Origin of the sequence: Streptomyces echinatus (genome assembly GCF_014203595.1) — a bacterium.
GTDB classification, from domain to species: domain Bacteria; phylum Actinomycetota; class Actinomycetes; order Streptomycetales; family Streptomycetaceae; genus Streptomyces; species Streptomyces echinatus.
In genome coordinates, this window is record NZ_JACHJK010000003.1 from 653,223 (window position 1) to 667,855 (window position 14,633).

The 14,633-nt window shown below is 73.2% G+C and carries 15 protein-coding genes and 1 pseudogene; 12 read left to right on the forward strand and 4 right to left on the reverse strand.

Translation table 11 applies throughout. The annotated features are described in order from the left end of the window. The first annotated feature begins 22 nt into the window (after window positions 1-22). Complete coding sequence (locus FHS34_RS11675; RefSeq protein ID WP_184964314.1) at window positions 23-967, forward strand: alpha/beta fold hydrolase; 945 nt, start codon at window positions 23-25, stop codon at window positions 965-967. Between the two features lie 73 nt (window positions 968-1,040). Next, window positions 1,041-1,530 (forward strand): annotated as a pseudogene (locus FHS34_RS11680) (GyrI-like domain-containing protein); the annotation flags it as partial. 40 nt (window positions 1,531-1,570) lie between these two features. On the opposite strand, the gene FHS34_RS11685 reads toward FHS34_RS11680, so the two are convergent. After that, on the reverse strand, window positions 1,571-2,074 hold the full coding sequence (locus tag FHS34_RS11685) for a MarR family winged helix-turn-helix transcriptional regulator (protein ID WP_184963920.1): 504 nt from the start codon (window positions 2,072-2,074) through the stop codon (window positions 1,571-1,573). 125 nt (window positions 2,075-2,199) lie between these two features. On the opposite strand from FHS34_RS11685, the gene FHS34_RS11690 reads away from it, so the two are divergent. Both FHS34_RS11690 and FHS34_RS11695 read left to right on the forward strand, forming a co-directional pair. Next, a complete protein-coding gene (locus FHS34_RS11690; protein WP_225817354.1) occupies window positions 2,200-3,060 on the forward strand; it encodes an alpha/beta fold hydrolase in 861 nt (286 codons plus the stop codon). Window positions 3,061-3,496: 436 nt separating this feature from the next. Then, complete coding sequence (locus FHS34_RS11695) at window positions 3,497-3,772, forward strand: alpha-amylase inhibitor (RefSeq protein ID WP_184963924.1); 276 nt, start codon at window positions 3,497-3,499, stop codon at window positions 3,770-3,772. A gap of 37 nt (window positions 3,773-3,809) precedes the next feature. Here the strand turns inward: FHS34_RS11695 and FHS34_RS11700 are convergent, their stop codons facing one another. From FHS34_RS11700 to FHS34_RS11710, 3 genes are all read right to left on the reverse strand, one after another. Then, window positions 3,810-6,044 (reverse strand): S9 family peptidase, encoded by a 2,235-nt coding sequence (locus FHS34_RS11700; RefSeq protein ID WP_184963926.1) that lies wholly within the window; start codon window positions 6,042-6,044, stop codon window positions 3,810-3,812. Then, a complete protein-coding gene (locus FHS34_RS11705) occupies window positions 6,020-7,801 on the reverse strand; it encodes an N-acetylglutaminylglutamine amidotransferase (RefSeq protein ID WP_184963928.1) in 1,782 nt (593 codons plus the stop codon). The genes FHS34_RS11700 and FHS34_RS11705 overlap by 25 nt, the downstream gene beginning before the upstream one ends. Before the next feature lie 169 nt (window positions 7,802-7,970). Then, window positions 7,971-9,164 (reverse strand): carboxylate-amine ligase, encoded by a 1,194-nt coding sequence (locus FHS34_RS11710; RefSeq protein WP_184963931.1) that lies wholly within the window; start codon window positions 9,162-9,164, stop codon window positions 7,971-7,973. A 281-nt stretch (window positions 9,165-9,445) separates the two neighbouring features. On the opposite strand from FHS34_RS11710, the gene FHS34_RS11715 reads away from it, so the two are divergent. From FHS34_RS11715 to FHS34_RS11750, 8 genes are all read left to right on the forward strand, one after another. Beyond that, entirely contained in the window at window positions 9,446-9,682 is a 237-nt protein-coding gene (locus FHS34_RS11715) for a hypervirulence associated TUDOR domain-containing protein (protein ID WP_184963933.1), read from the forward strand. 6 nt (window positions 9,683-9,688) lie between these two features. Beyond that, complete coding sequence (locus tag FHS34_RS11720; protein ID WP_184963935.1) at window positions 9,689-10,030, forward strand: DUF3140 domain-containing protein; 342 nt, start codon at window positions 9,689-9,691, stop codon at window positions 10,028-10,030. A gap of 101 nt (window positions 10,031-10,131) precedes the next feature. Continuing rightward, window positions 10,132-11,355, forward strand: coding sequence for a spore photoproduct lyase family protein (locus tag FHS34_RS11725; RefSeq protein WP_184963937.1), 1,224 nt, complete (start codon window positions 10,132-10,134; stop codon window positions 11,353-11,355). 66 nt (window positions 11,356-11,421) lie between these two features. Beyond that, the gene (locus FHS34_RS11730; protein ID WP_184963939.1) at window positions 11,422-11,778 is read left to right on the forward strand and encodes a PRC-barrel domain-containing protein; all 357 of its coding nucleotides are present in this window, start codon (window positions 11,422-11,424) and stop codon (window positions 11,776-11,778) included. A gap of 34 nt (window positions 11,779-11,812) precedes the next feature. Beyond that, complete coding sequence (locus tag FHS34_RS11735) at window positions 11,813-11,986, forward strand: hypothetical protein (RefSeq protein ID WP_184963941.1); 174 nt, start codon at window positions 11,813-11,815, stop codon at window positions 11,984-11,986. 148 nt (window positions 11,987-12,134) lie between these two features. Next, complete coding sequence (locus FHS34_RS11740) at window positions 12,135-12,248, forward strand: FAD-dependent oxidoreductase (RefSeq protein ID WP_308288277.1); 114 nt, start codon at window positions 12,135-12,137, stop codon at window positions 12,246-12,248. Window positions 12,249-12,473: 225 nt separating this feature from the next. Then, window positions 12,474-13,730, forward strand: coding sequence for an FAD-dependent oxidoreductase (locus FHS34_RS11745; RefSeq protein ID WP_184963943.1), 1,257 nt, complete (start codon window positions 12,474-12,476; stop codon window positions 13,728-13,730). Between the two features lie 206 nt (window positions 13,731-13,936). Beyond that, the gene (locus FHS34_RS11750) at window positions 13,937-14,632 is read left to right on the forward strand and encodes a hypothetical protein (protein WP_184963945.1); all 696 of its coding nucleotides are present in this window, start codon (window positions 13,937-13,939) and stop codon (window positions 14,630-14,632) included. Window position 14,633 lies beyond the last annotated feature (1 nt).

The window sequence follows — 14,633 nt, forward strand, 5'->3', positions numbered from 1 at the left end:
CGTGCCCATGGTTGAGCATCGCATGGTTGACGTGAACGGCGTTCGACTGCACATCGCCGAGCAGGGTGACGGCCCTCTGGTGGTGCTCCTGCACGGCTTCCCCGAGTCGTGGCACTCCTGGCACCGCCAGTTCGGCCCGCTGGCCGAGGCGGGCTTCCGGGTCGTCGCGCCCGACCAGCGTGGATACGGGCGCAGCGACCGTCCCGACGCGGTCGAGGCGTACACGATCCTCCACCTGGTGGGCGATGTCGTCGGGCTGATCCGGGCCCTGGGCGAGGAGAAGGCGTACGTCGTCGGGCACGACTGGGGCGCGCCGGTGGCCTGGCACACCGCGCTGCTGCGTCCGGACCTGGTGCGCGGGGTGGCCGGGTTGAGCGTGCCGCCCCCGTTCCGGGGGACGCAGCCTCCGCTGGCCGCCATGGAGAAGATGTTCGACGGCCGCTTCTACTGGAACTACTTCAACCGGCCCGGTGTCGCCGATGCCGAGTTCGCCGAGAACCCCCGAACCACCTTGCGGAAGTTCTTCTACTGGGCTTCCGGGGACTCCCCCGACGCCGGCACGGGCAAGCAGCCGCTCGTCGACCCCGAGCGCGGCTGGCTGGCCACCATGCCGGACCCGCAGGCGCTGCCCGAGTGGTTCGGCGAGGAGGATCTCGACGCCCTCACCGAGAGCTTCGCCAAGGGCTTCACCGGGGCCCTCAACTGGTACCGCAACCTCGACCGCAACTGGGAACTGACCGCTCCCTGGCACGGTGCCGTCGTCTCCACGCCCGCCCTGTACATCTACGGCGACCGGGACGTCGTTCCCGCCTTTCCCGGCACACCCGAACTGATCGAGCGTCTCCCGGCCCTGATGCCCGATCTGCGGCGCGAACCCCTCAAGCTCGCGGGCTGCGGTCACTGGACCCAGCAGGAGCGGCCGGACGAGGTGAACGCGGCGCTGATCGACTTCCTCAGGGGCTGCTGATCCGGTTGCCTGAGTGCCGCGCCCACCCCGACCCGATCGGGCACGGCTTGCCGGGCCGGACGGGGTGCCCGCCGCCTGGCGTGGTGATCACGCGAGAGGAAGGGGGACCGGGAGTGCTGGAGCGTCTCAACCGGACCCTGGAACGCAGGGGAACAGCAGCATGCGGTATCGCATCGCGGACCGGCCCGACTTCAGCGTCGTCGGCCTGAAGGCCCGGGTGCCGTTGGTGCACGCGGGGCCGAACCAGGCGATCACCGACTTCGTGCGGGATCGACCCGGGGATACTGGGGCGTCTGGAGAAGCTGTCGGACCAGGAGCCGCGGGGCGTCGTCGCCGCCTGCGACGACCTGGACCCGAGCCGCGCCGCGGGCACCGAACTCGACTGCTACCAGGGCGTGATCCCGTCCGCGGCGGCCCCCGAGGGCACGGCCGTCCTGGCCGTGCCGGCCGGCGGCTGGGCGGTCTTCACGGTCTCCGGTCCGGCTCCGCGGGCCATCCAGGAGCTGTGGCGGGACGTGTTCACGCAGTGGTTCCCGTCCAACCCCTACCGCGGCCGCCCCGGCACCGGTCCATCCGGCTCGGCGCCGCCCGGCAGCCGGTCGGCTACGGCGTCGTCCCGGTGCGGGACGGGCGCCCGGTGTCGACGTCGCGGGCGCGGGCGGCGATCGACGGGGTCAGCCGTCGGGCCAGCAGACCGAGGGCCTGCGTGACCTCGTGGACGACGGCCGCGTCCGGGGCAGTGCCGTCCGGGCCGGCCAGGGCCGCCGTGAGGGCGTCGTCGACGGTCGCGGCGCGGACCTCGGCGACCCGGGCGGAGGGCTGCGCGGCGGGTCGGATCAGCCGGCGTCGCCGGTCGGCGGGATCGGGCTCCGTGTCGACCGAGCCCGCCTGTTCCAGCCGGGCGACGGCGGTGGAGACCTGACTCTGCGGCAGGCCCGTCCGCGTGGCGATCTCGCCGACCGTCGTCCCCGGGTGGGACACGAGATCGCCGAGGACGACCAGCAGCGAGCGGGTCGGCCCCGGCGTACCGGCTTCCACCTGTGGCATCGCCTGTTCGCCGATCTTCATCAAGGTGCGGCCCAGCAGGAACAGTTCGACTCCGTTCATCCCCCGATGATACATCGAAAGAGATGCATCTGCCTTTATGCATCTCTATTGATGCATCGAAAGCGATGCTTTACTGTCGTGTCGTCAGCTCCCGTCACCGACGCCGACCCGCAGGGGGAACCTCCGTGCTCACGACCGCCGCCACCAGCCACACGCTCTCCGTCCCGGGCGCCACCCTCCACTACCGGACGCAGGGCAGCGGCCCCGTCCTGCTGCTCTCCCAGAGCGGCGAGGGCGACGCGGACCGCACGGTCGACCTCGTCCCGCACCTGGCCGACGCCTTCACGGTCGTCACCTACGACCGTCGCGGCCTGTCGCGCAGCACGCTCGACACGCCCGCCCGTCCCGTCACCATGGCCGACCACGCCGACGACATCGCCCGGCTGCTCGCCGCGGTCACCGACGAGCCCGCGCTGATGGCCGGCTTCAGCATGGGAGCCGCCATCGGCCTCCAGACCGTGGCCCGCCACCCGGGCGTACTGAGCACGCTGATCGCCCACGAGCCCGTCATGCCGAACCTGCTGCCCGAGGCGGACCGGGCGGAGCACGTCGCGGAACTGAGGGCCATCCAGGAGGCGCACGCGACCGGGGGCCTGACGGCCGCGTTCCCGGCGATCGCCCGGCATCTCGGCATCGATCCGGCGCACGACGAGACCGAGGCCGGCCTCACCCCGCAGCCGCTGACGGCCCGCCGCGAGGCCAACTTCGCGTTCTTCATCGGAACGGAGTTCACCGCCGTCACCACGGACGGCCTGCGTCCGGCGGAGGTGGTGCGAGCCGCGACGCGTACGGACACGCGGATCGTCCCGGCGACCGGCCGGACCACCCGGCCGACGGTCCACACCTACCGCTGCGCGCTGGCGCTGGCCGCACGGCTCGGCACGGAGCCGGTCCGGTTCCCGGGCGGCCACAACGGCAACACCGCGTTCCCGCGGGCCACCGCCCGGCTCCTGAAGGACCTCCTCACGGACCCGCTCAAGGGGTGACCACCCGGGACGCTCCCGGTGGTCGCGTCCGCCCGGCGCACCGGCCTGTTCCGGCCGAGTCGGGGCCGTCGCGGGGCCGCGTCGCTTGCGGACGTCATGGAGCCCGGCTCGACGCCGGGCCCCGCCGCCTCGGCGAACGGGGCGAGTGCGCCGGACCGCGCTGAAACGGTTGAAGCGTCATATGAACCCAAGGTGCGGCCGGTGCCGCGTCTTCGCAGGGCAACGGCCGCCCTTCCCCGCAACCACCGGTCTGTCCGAAGTCCGGCCCAGAGGTGTTGCGTTCGCCCCGTCGCACTGATTCCTTCGGCTCTTGAACACACGAGGGGCCGGCGCCTGCCGGTTCTTCGGCCGACCCGAACGTCATCTGTCCAAGAGTCAGGAAGTCAAGTCAGTGCAGAACTGGATGAAATGGCCCGCGAAGACAGCAGGCTTCGTCATGTCTTTGATGCTTCCACTCGCCCTCGCGCAGCCGGCCCTCGCGGGTCCCCAGACCTCCGGGGCGGCCCCCTCCTGCGTCGCCCTGTACGAGAGCTGGCGCTACACCGATGCCGCCAACGACTGCGCCGACACGGTCACGGTGATGGTCGTCTACCAGGACGGCGCGACCGGCCTGTGCCAGACGCTCCCGCCGGGCGCCTCCCGCACCGTCGGCGAGGGGTACCTGGGTCAGCACGGTCACGCCGACCACCTCGCCGTCTGTGGGACCCCCTGACGGGACGGCGGCGCGGCGACGGCCGGAGCGTGCCGGGTCAGCCGGTCAGGTGCCGTTGCAGCCAGTCGGCGGCGGTGCGGCGGAAGAGCCGTCGGTTGTCGGCGCGGAGGAAGTCATGTCCCTCGTCGCGCAGCGTGAACAGTTCGGCGCTCAGGCCGCGTTCGCGGGCGGCCCGGACGAACTGCTCCGACTCCCCGGGCGGCACATTGGTGTCGTGCTCCCCGTGGACGGCGAGCACCGGCGCGCGCAGCGCGTCGATGCGGCTCATCGGCGACAGCGAGTGCAGCAGCTCGCGGTCCCGCTCGGGGTGGCCGTACTTGTGCGCGGCCGACTGCGCGATCCAGGGCTCGGTGCCCTCGAAGAACGTCGCGAAGTCCGACATGCCGCACACCGCCACGCCGGTACGGAAGAGTTCCGGGTGCCAGACCAGGGAGGCGAACGTGAGATAGCCGCCGTACGAGCGGCCCATGACCGCCAGCCGGGACGGATCGGCCGGGCCGGCCAGTACCGCGTGGGCGGCGCAGTCGGCCACGTCCTCGATCGCGGCGAACCGGCCGTCGGCCAGGTCCGCGTCGACGAACGAGCGGCCGTGCCCGCCGGACCCCCGTACGTCGGGCGCGAAGATGTCCAGCCCGCGCCCCAGGATCTCGTGGTAGAGCGGGTTGAGGACGGGGCGTTCCTGTTCCTCCGGGCCGCCGTGCAGATGGATCACGCAGGGCGCCGGTTCGGCGGGGCCGCGCCCCGGCGCACGGTAGTACCACCCGTTCAGCGGCAGCCCGTCCCGTGCCGTCAGCCCCAGCTGGACCGGTCGCACGGGCGGGCGGCCCGGGGGGACGGCGTCCTCGTCCCGGGACGACCACGGGGTGCGCAGCGGGGCCATGCTCTCGGGGATCCACCACACGCCGGGCCTGCGCTGGGACCCGGACAGGGCCAGCAGCAGCCGCGGGCCGGCGTCCACGATGCGGGTGGCGACCTCGTGGGGCAACGGCAGGGGCCGGGGCGGACCGGTGGCGGCTCCGGCCGTCCCGGACGGGCGGGTGTCCAGGACCTCCACCTCGCTGACGCCCCGGACGTTCCAGGCCAGCACGGCGGTGGCGCCGTCGTGGGCGCAGTGCAGCAGCTCCAGGTCGCTGCCCGCGCGCTCGGCCGCGACGTGCCAGCCGTGCGGCTGCCCGTCCGGGTCCAGTTCGGCGGCGAGCAGGACCGCGAACTCCCGGTAGGCGTCGCTGCGCAGCCAGATGGTGTCCGCGCGCGGCGAGAACCTGCCGATCCACGGGTCGCCGTCGGCCACCGGCACCACAGAGGTGGTGGTGCGGTCGGTGGTGCGCATCACCAGCGCCTCGCGCCGTCCTCGGGGTCCCCGGCGCAGCAGCGCGAGACCGCCGTCGCGGCTGAGATCGCAGACGCGGAGGGTCGCCGCGTCCTTCTCGGCGGCGAGCAGGACGGGGGCGTACACGCCGTCGGGGTCGATCAGATAGGCGGACAGTCCGTCGCCGAAGCCCGGCGTCGGGGCGGGGCGTCCCTCCCAGGAGGTGCCGGGGACCGTCGCGTCGGCGGCCGTCGCGGGTGCCGGCCGAGACAGGCCGCCGTCGTCGTGGGGTGCCGCGCCCAGGAGCACCGCGTCGCCGTCCCGGCGCGGCCCTCCGGACGGCAGGGGGGTCGGCAGTCCGGCTTCGGCCGGCCCGGGCTCCGTCGCGGCGGCCGGGAGCACGGGGACGGCGGTGGGCACCGCGACGGTGACCGCGACGGCCGAGCCGTCATGCGCCCAGCAGCCCAGATGGGCCGAGCTGCCCGGCTCCGCTCCGGCCAGGATGTGGCGGTCGCTCCCGTCGGGGCGTACGCAGAGCACCCGCAGGTGTTCGCCGCCGCCGGGAGCCGTGGTGTAGGCGATCCACCGGCCGTCGGGCGACCAGGACACCTCCTGGACGGGGTCAGGCTCGGTGTCGAGCAGACGCACCTCGTCGCCGTCGACGGACCCCACCCACAGCTGGGGCACGCCGGCGCGGTCGCAGATGTAGGCCACCTGCGCACCGGCGGGGTCGGCCGAGGGGTACCAGCAGCCGTGCGCGACGAGGCGTGTGGGCACGTCGCGCGGCCCGGCGGCGTCCGGCAGCGGGATGCGCGCCGGGGCGGCGAAGGCGGGGCCGCGCTCGTCCGGCGCGGGTGCTGTCTGGCTCGCACTCCACGCCGGACGCCCGTCGGCGACCGCACCGGGGACCGCCGTGTCCTCCGCTACGCGCTCTTCGGTCAGATTCCGTGCGTCTGTAGCCATATCTCCAGCAAAGCCACTTGCCACAGCGCGTTCGCTCCGCGCCTGGTGCGGTGTCGGTCCGGGGCCGCCAGGAGTCCGGCGACGTACGCGTCCTGGAAGAGTCCGCGCCGCCTGGCCTCGGGGGCGTTCAGCGCCTCGCGCACCCGCTCCAGGACGGGTCCCGCCATATGGGTGATCGCCGGGACCGGGAAGTAACCCTTGGGACGGTCGACCACCTCGCGGGGCAGCAGCTTGCGGCCGGCGTCCTTCAGGACGCCCTTGCCACCGTCGGCCAGCTTCAGCTCCGGAGGACAGGCGGCCGCCAGCTCCACCAGTTCATGGTCCAGGAAGGGCACGCGGGCCTCCAGACCCCAGTCCATGGTCATGTTGTCGACCCGTTTCACCGGATCGTCCACGAGCATGACGTGGGTGTCGAGCCGCAGGGCCGCGTCCAGGGCGGTCTCGGCCCCGGGCGCCGCCATGTGCTCCCGGACGAAGCGGTCGGAGACGTCGTCCGGCGCCAGCATGTGCGGCTGGAGCATGGCGGCGAGGTCGGCGTGCGACCGGTCGAAGAAGGTCTCGGCGTACCTGTCCGGCTCCTCCTCGCGGGCGGCGGAGGCGAGTCGTGGGTACCAGTGGTAGCCGGCGAACACCTCGTCCGCGCCCTGGCCGCTCTGCACGACCTTGACGTTCTGGGCCACCTGCTCGGACAGCAGGTGGAAGGCCACCACGTCGTGGCTCATCATCGGCTCGCTCATCGCCGCGACCGCCGCGTCCAGCGCCGTGGACACGCGCTCCGAAGGGACCAGCAGCTGGTGGTGATCGGTGGCGAACTCCCTGGCGATCAGGTCGGAGTACCGGAACTCGTCCCCCTCGTCACCGCCTTCCGACTCGAAGCCCACGCTGAACGTCGCCAGGTCCCGCTGCCCCTCGTCGGCCAGCAGTGCCACGATCAGGCTGGAGTCCAGGCCACCCGAGAGCAGGACGCCGACCGGGACGTCGGCGACCATCCGCCGGCTCACGGCGGTGCGCAGCGCGTCGAGCACCGCGTCCCGCCATTCGCTCGGGCTCATGCCCGCGTGCTCGGCGCGGCGGGTGTAGGACGGCTGCCAGTAGCGGCGGTCCCGGCAGGTGCCGTCCGGCTCGACGATCCGCACGGTGGCCGGGGGGAGCTTGCGCACCCCGGCGACGATGGTGTGGGGTGCGGCGACGGTCGCGTGCCAGGAGAGGTACTGGTGGACGGCGACGGGGTCCAGCGTGGTGTCGACGTCGCCGCCCGCGAGGAGGGCGGGGAGCGACGAGGCGAAGCGCAGCCGTCCGGCGGACCGCGTCAGGTACAGGGGCTTGATGCCGAGCCGGTCGCGACCGAGTATCAGGCGGCCGGTCCGGTGCTCGACGAGAGCGAACGCGAACATGCCGAGGAAGCGGTCGACGCAGGCGGTGCCCCACTGCCGGTAGGCGTTCAGGACGACCTCGGTGTCGGAGGTCGACAGGAACCGGTGGCCGAGGGCCTGGAGTTCCGCGCGCAGCTCCGCGTAGTTGTAGATGCAGCCGTTGAAGACGCCGGTGACCTCGTGCCGGGCGTCGGTCATCGGCTGGGCCCCGCGCTCGGAGAGGTCGATGATCTTCAGTCGGCGGTGGGCCAGTGCCACGGCGCCCCGCGACCAGATGCCCTGACCGTCGGGACCTCGGGGGGCGAGCCGGTCACTCATGCGTTCGACGGCCGCGAGGTCGGGCCGCTCGCCGTCGAAGCGTATCTCTCCGCTCAGGCCGCACATCAGGCAGCACCTCCGCGCTGAGGGTGCGGGGTGCGCGGCGATGCGGTGTGCGCGGACCCGGCCGTCGGTGTCTGGTCGCGGCTGGTGGACATGGTGTTCGCTTCTCCTTCGCAGGGAGCCCGTCGGGGGCTCGGTGAAGTGGCGGACGTCGTCGCGCGCGCTGGGCGCGTCAGTTGCCGGCGATCCTCGCGGAGCGGGAGCCGGGGGCGTCCTGTGCGGGCCGTCGCAGGGAGGTGACGCGACCGGTGAGGCCGGCGGCGGACCGGCGGGGCCGGCCGGCGTCGCCGCGGGTTTCCGCTATCGCCAGATCGGTGCAGGCCAGCAGGTCCTCGGCGGCCGCCGTGCGGCGCATGCGATCGGCGGCGCTGCCGTCCTCGATCGCCTCTTCCGCGAGGTCGCGGACCGTCTGCCAGTCCCCGGCGGCCTCCAGCGCCGGGCGCACCCGTTCCAGCAGCGCGCGGACGACCTGCGCCGCGGGCGCCTCATGGCCGGTGCACGGGTCGATCAGGGTTCCTTCGAGGCCGGATCGCGCGGCCCGCCAGGACGCGGCGCGCAGCCATTCGTGGCGGCCCTCGCAGGCGGGGGCCTGCGCCCGCTCCAGCCGGTCCCTGGCCTCGGTCGCGAGGGCCCGGAAGAGCCCCGCGAGGAGCACGACCGTCTCCGCGCGGGGGCAGGCGTCGCAGATGCGCAGTTCGAGCGTCTGCTGATGGGCGGAGGGCCGTATGTCGTAGTAGATCATTCCCGCGTCGCTGATGACGCCCGAGTCGATGAGCCCTTGCACGGCCGCGTCGTACTCGGCGGCGTCCGCGAAGCAGCCGACCGGCCCCGCGGTCGGCCAGCGCTGCCACAGCATCGTCCGCCAGCTGGCGTAACCGGTGTCGGCGCCCAGCCAGAACGGCGAACTCGCGGACAGGGCCAGCAGCACATGCAGCCAGGGCGACACCTCGCACATCATGCGTACGGCCAGATCGCGGTCCGGGGCGTCGACGTGGATGTGTGTTCCGCAGATCAGCTGCTCGTCGGCGACCATGCGGTACTCGTCGACCATCCGGCGGTAGCGGCGCCCGGCGGTGGGGTGGATGTCGGCGGTGCTGGCCAGCGGCACCGTCCCGGCGGCGACCGCGGCCAGCCCGTGAGCCGTCACCGCGGCATCGAGCCGGCGTCTGGTGCCGACGATGTCACCGTGGAGGCCGTCCAGGGATGTGTGCACACCGCTGTTGGACTCCACGGTCGCCTGTTGCAGCTCGGTCGTGAAGGTTGGTCCGGGGAGCATCTCCAGCACGGTGTCGGCTCGCGGCACGAGCAGGCCCGTCTCCAGCTCGACAAGGTGGAATTCCTCTTCCACTCCGATGCGCACAGTCACGACACTCCTAGGGGTGACGGACGAAAGGCCGACGGCCTCGCCCTCGGAACCGCCCCCGACGCAGCGGGCGGCGGGTGCCGCCTCTCCGACTTCCCATCTGGCTCATCACTAAGCAGTATCGCTCAATCGAGGTTTATACGTCACACATGAGCATCACGGTGGAGGTGGCCGACGCACGGACGGCACCGGGCGGCCCTCCGCGGATGCGGAGCGCGAATCCGGCCAGCAGGGTGGGTACTCGGCGGAGCGACCCCCACGGAAACGACACGGCAGGTGCACTCATGGCCAAGGCGAAGGACTCCTCCGGCGGGCAGCAGCCGTCCAAGGGCGACAAGGTCGCCTGGCGCAGTCACGGCAGCGAGACCACAGGCACCGTGGAGAAGAAGATCACCAAGCGCACCGAGGCATCCGGACGCACCGTGGACGCCTCCCCCGAGGACCCGCAGTACGAGGTGCGCAGCGACAAGTCCGGACGTACGGCCGTGCACAAGCCGTCCGCCCTGAAGAGGAAGAAGTAGGCCGGCGTGGCGGGCGACGACGGACACCGCGAGACCTGGGACGCCTTCCGCGAACTGGTCAACATGACACCGTCCGCGCTGGAGAAATGGCTGGCGACGGACGACTCACGGGCGGCCGGAGAGCACAAGAGCGGAAGCGAGTCCACCGGTCACGCCTCCGGCCGCGCCATCGTGGACATCCTCCGCAAGAAGAAGGCCGACCTCTCGGACGCGGACTACGCGCACATGCGCAAGGTGACCGGCTACATCCGCCGTCACCTCGCACAGCGGCCGTCCGGGGACGTGCGCGACAGCCGGTGGCGCCACTCGCTGATGAACTGGGGCCACGACCCTCTCGCCGACGGCTGAGACCCCCGCCCCGTACGCGGGCCGGGACGCGCTCCCGCGTGCACGGCGGATGCCTACAGTGGAATGAGGCCGCCGCCCCCGACATCCCGAGCGGAGCACGTATGAGGTACCCCGCCGCCGGACCGGACGACGGCCCCGGCACTCTGTTCGGTCTCGACGCGCTCGACGCCGCCGCGACGGCGCGGACGGGGAGAACGGCCGGGCACGTCGGCCGGGGCCCGGGACGCGCCCCGGACAGCCGCTTTCCCTTCCGGGACTCCCCCGCGGCCCGGCGCCTGCTGCCCGTGCGGACCGTCTACGCGGAACCGTCCGCCGCCCGCTCCCCGCGCGGCCGGGAGATCCTCGCCCGCTTCCCGGACGCCGAGGTGATCGAGGTGGACTCCCACTGGCGCATCCCGGGGCTGCACGGCAACGAGGGAAACGTCGAGCGCTGGGTGCGCGTGAAGGGGGAGACGCTGGTCCTGGGCGAGAGGAAGACGCTGACCACGCGCCCCAACGGCCGCTCCGCCGACTGGATCGCCCCCGGGCCCTCCAACGGCTGCGCCATGGCCTGCGCGTACTGCTACGTACCGCGCCGCAAGGGCTACGCCAACCCCATCACCGTCTTCACCAACATCGACGGCATCATCGCCCACCTGGCCCGCCACATCGCATGCCTCGGCCCCAAGCGGGAGCCCAACCAGTGCGACGAGACGGCCTGGGTCTACGACATCGGGGAGAACGGCGACTGTTCGGTGGACGCGCTGGTCTGCGACAACCCCGCGGACCTCGTGCGGGCCTTCCGCCGGTGGCCCTCGGCGAAGGCCTCGTTCGCCACCAAGTTCGTCAATCCCGACCTGCTGACCCTGGATCCCCGGGGCCGCACGCGTATCCGGTTCTCGCTGATGCCCGCCGCCGACTCGCGGCTGCTGGACCTGCGGACGTCGCCGGTGGACGACCGGATCGCCGCGGCGGCGGACTTCCTGGACGCGGGCTACGAGGTCCACTTCAACCTCTCCCCCGTCGTCCTGCGGCCCGGCTGGGAGGACGCCTGGACCGAACTGCTCCGGCAGCTCGACGACGTCCTGCCCGACCGGGTCAAACGGCAGGCGGCCGCCGAAGTGATCATGCTGACCCACAACCGGGAGCTGCACCAGGTCAACGCGGTCTGGCATCCCCGCGCCGAGGAGGTGCTGTGGCAGCCCGCCCTGCAGCAGGGCAAACGCTCGGAGAACGGGGCACTGAACGTGCGCTACGCCGACCGGGTCAAGGCGGAGGCACTGCACACGCTGCGCGGCCTCGTGGCGGCCCACGCGCCCTGGCTGCGCATCCGGTACGCCTTCTGAGGGCTTCGGCGCCACCGGCGAACATCTCCGGCCCGCCAGTGGGTACCCCGTCCACAGGAGGTTCCGATGTTCGAGGCATCCGACATCCGCGAATGGCGGAGTCATGACGTTGTCGACGCGAGCGGTCACAAGATCGGCTCGCTGGAGTCCGTCTACGTGGACACGGGCACCGACCAGCCCGTGTTCGCCACGGTGACCGTGGGTCTGCCCACCCGCCGCCGCCTGGCGTTCGTACCCCTCGCCGGTGCGACGGTCGGTCCGGGCTATGTGAAGGTCATCCACAGCAAGGACCAGGTCAAGAAGGCACCGTCGATCGACACCGACGGCGAACTGCCCGTCGCCGAGGAACCGGCCGTCTTCGCCCACTACGAGCTGCCCTACGCACCGGGCGCCGGCGGGGAGCGGCGCCTGGCCCGCCGCTGACCCACCGAAGCCGCCGGGAGAACTGGGAGAACCGATGAGCCTGTTCCTGCTGCTGATTCTCGTCGCCCTCGTCCTGGGCATCATCGGATTCGCCGTCCACGGCCTGTTCTATCTCCTGGTCATCGGCGCCGTCGTGCTCGTGGTCGACCTCGTCTACGGCGCGATGCGCTTCCGCCGGGGCGGGAAGAAGCACCGCATCGCCCGCTGACGAGGCCGGGACGCCACGCGCCGCGTCCCGGCGGCGGGCCCCCTGGGGGCAGTCGCGCGTTCCCGACGGCCCGGTCGCGTGATCCCGGCGGGCGACGGAAGGGCTGGACCGGGTGCTGGTCGCGGGCCGCTGCACCTTCGGAGACCACGTGGCCCACTCGTCCTACCGGCTCATGCCGATCTCCATGGCCACCGGACAGGCGGCGGGCGTCCGCGCGGCCCTCGCGGCGGTGCGGGGCCGGCGCCCCGGGACGTCCCGGTGAGCGCGGTGCGACGAGAACTCCGGGCCCAGGGCGCCAGTCTGCCCTGCCCTTCCCGCCACCGGGCGGGGTCCGGAGAAGGGGACGCGAGGCAGAGGCCGCCGCGGTGTCCCGGACAGCTGATTCCCGCCGCCGTACGGCTCTGTGCCGCATCCGGTGCCGGGCGCGGCCGGGAAGCGTTGCGGAAGCGTCCCCGTCGCGGGGCGCGAGGCCGTGAGGAGGCTTGACGTGGACAGCAGGCGGGGCACCGAGCGGTGCGACGTCGTCGTCGTGGGCGCCGGGGTGGCGGGGCTGGCCTGCGCCCGGGACCTGGGGGCGAGAGGCCTGCGGGTGAGGGTGCTGGAGGCCTCGGACGGGGTGGGCGGCCGGATGCGGACCGACCGGGTGGAAGGCTGTGTGGTGGACCGGGGGTTCCAGGTCCTCAACACCGCCTATCCGCAGCTGCGCGGCCGCCTGCCGCTCCGGGAACTGCGGCTGCGGCTGCGCCCCTTCATCCCGGGTTTCCTGGTGCACACCGGCTCGCGGCGGCTGCGGTTCGCCGATCCGACGCGGGCGCCCGGGCAGAGCTTGCGCGGGCTGGCCGGCGGGGTGGCCGGGCCGCGCGACCTCGCGGCGCTGGCCGCGCTCACCGGCTGGGACATGCTCGCCCCCGCCGCGCTGGTCCGGCGGGCGCGGGACACGTCCACGCGACGCGCCCTGTCCGGGGCGGGGTTCAGCGACGGCTTCGTGGAACGCTTCTTCCGCCCGTTCCTGTCCGGGGTGTTCCTGGAGGACGGACTGGCCACCTCCAGCCGGTTCTTCCACCTGGTCTGGCGGAGCATGGCACGCGGGACGATCTGTCTGCCCGCCGCGGGGGTGGCGGCGGTGCCGGAGCTGCTGGCGTCCGCGCTGCCGCCCGGCACGCTCGCCCTGGAGTCGTCCGTGACGGCCCTCACGGACGACGGGGTCGTCGTCGACGGAGGGCGTGAAGTGGCGGCACGGGCCGTGGTCGTGGCATCGAGCCCGGCGGCGGCGGCCCGGCTGCTGCCCGGCCTGACCGTCCCGCCGTACCGCACCGTCACCACCTACTACCACCTCGCGCCCCGCTCGCCCCTGCGGGAGCCGACCCTGCTGACGGACGTGCGGCGCCGGTTCGCGAACAGCTGTGTGCTCACCGAGGTGCACCCCGGGCACGCGCCCCGCGGGTACGCGCTGGTGGCCACCTCCGTACTGGGCGAAGACGCCGGGGGACGGCAGCAGGCGGTGCTCGACGCGCTCGCCGAGTGCTACGACGCCGACACCGGGGGCTGGGAGTCGCTGACCGTGCGCACGGTCAGCGAGGCGCTGCCCGCCATGGAGCCGGGGCTGCCGCTCAGCCGCCGCACCCGCCGGGGCGCGGGGCGGTATGTGTGCGGCGACCACCGGGCCACGGGATCGGTGCAGGGGGCCTTGGCCTCGGGGGCGCGGGCGGCCCGCGAGGTGGCGGCGGACCTGTCGGGAGCGTGACGGGCACCCGGAGGGGCCGCTCGCCGCCCCGGTCCCCGGTGGGGGCACGGTGCCCGGTGGGGGCGCGGTGCCCGGTGGGGCGCCGGGCCGCGGCCGAGTGTCACGAGCCGGCAACGACCTGTGCCGGGCGCAACCGCCGGTTGGCCGGAAATCGTTTGTGCCTGCGACAGTCACAGCCCATCACCACGCAGCAGACAGGATCCCCCATGGCCACGCCCAGGAAGTCCGACCGTCACAGACCCGGCACCCTTCTCCGCGCGACCGTGATCAGCGCGTCCGCCGCCGTGCTGGCGCTGACACTCGCGGCCTGCGACGGGGGCGGCTCCCCCAAGGCGTCGCCCACCGGTGGGCACACCGCCACCGCGCAGCCGGGCGGCACCGGCAAAGGGACGGGTGCCCCGAGCGCCGCGGCCGAGCCCGCCGACGCCCCCACGACAGGCACCGGAAGCGGCGGAGCGTCGGCTTCCGCGGCTCCTGCGGCCGGCTCCACGGCACCGGCCCCGGCCAAGCCGGCCAAGCCGGCCACCCCGGGCGCCACGGACGGCTCCGCCGGATGCGACCACAAGATGCCCATCTCGCCCGACGAGGTGGCGGTCTACCGCTACAGCCCCGAGGGCGGCTCGCTGAGCCTCATCGTGAAGCACGGCAACTGGGGCTGTGCTCCCGCGGACTCCGACGGCGCCCCGTTCGAGACCGTGGGCAAGGAGACGGCCATCCCCATGGACCAGGCGGCCTATGTGACCGTCACCAACCCGATCGTGGAAAGCACCGAGAACCAGCGCATCGGCGTGCAGGAGTTCCTCGACTGGCTCGACGCGCACCCGAACAGCGAGCTGGTGTTCAGGTACCACCGCGGGGCGGACGGGGCGATCGACAGCCTGGAGGAGGAGTTCACGCCCTGAG

What these genes read in the sequence shown, in the direction of transcription:
- FHS34_RS11685 (WP_184963920.1), bottom strand. Translation starts at nt 2,074, where the DNA reads ATGAACGGAGTCGAACTGTTCCTGCTGGGCCGCACCTTGATGAAGATC.
- FHS34_RS11700 (WP_184963926.1), bottom strand. Translation starts at nt 6,044, where the DNA reads ATGGCTACAGACGCACGGAATCTGACCGAAGAGCGCGTAGCGGAGGAC.
- FHS34_RS11715 (WP_184963933.1), top strand. Translation starts at nt 9,446, where the DNA reads ATGGCCAAGGCGAAGGACTCCTCCGGCGGGCAGCAGCCGTCCAAGGGC.
- FHS34_RS11675 (WP_184964314.1), top strand. Translation starts at nt 23, where the DNA reads ATGGTTGACGTGAACGGCGTTCGACTGCACATCGCCGAGCAGGGTGAC.
- FHS34_RS11735 (WP_184963941.1), top strand. Translation starts at nt 11,813, where the DNA reads ATGAGCCTGTTCCTGCTGCTGATTCTCGTCGCCCTCGTCCTGGGCATC.
- FHS34_RS11725 (WP_184963937.1), top strand. Translation starts at nt 10,132, where the DNA reads ATGAGGTACCCCGCCGCCGGACCGGACGACGGCCCCGGCACTCTGTTC.
- FHS34_RS11695 (WP_184963924.1), top strand. Translation starts at nt 3,497, where the DNA reads ATGTCTTTGATGCTTCCACTCGCCCTCGCGCAGCCGGCCCTCGCGGGT.
- FHS34_RS11705 (WP_184963928.1), bottom strand. Translation starts at nt 7,801, where the DNA reads ATGTGCGGCCTGAGCGGAGAGATACGCTTCGACGGCGAGCGGCCCGAC.
- FHS34_RS11750 (WP_184963945.1), top strand. Translation starts at nt 13,937, where the DNA reads ATGGCCACGCCCAGGAAGTCCGACCGTCACAGACCCGGCACCCTTCTC.
- FHS34_RS11730 (WP_184963939.1), top strand. Translation starts at nt 11,422, where the DNA reads ATGTTCGAGGCATCCGACATCCGCGAATGGCGGAGTCATGACGTTGTC.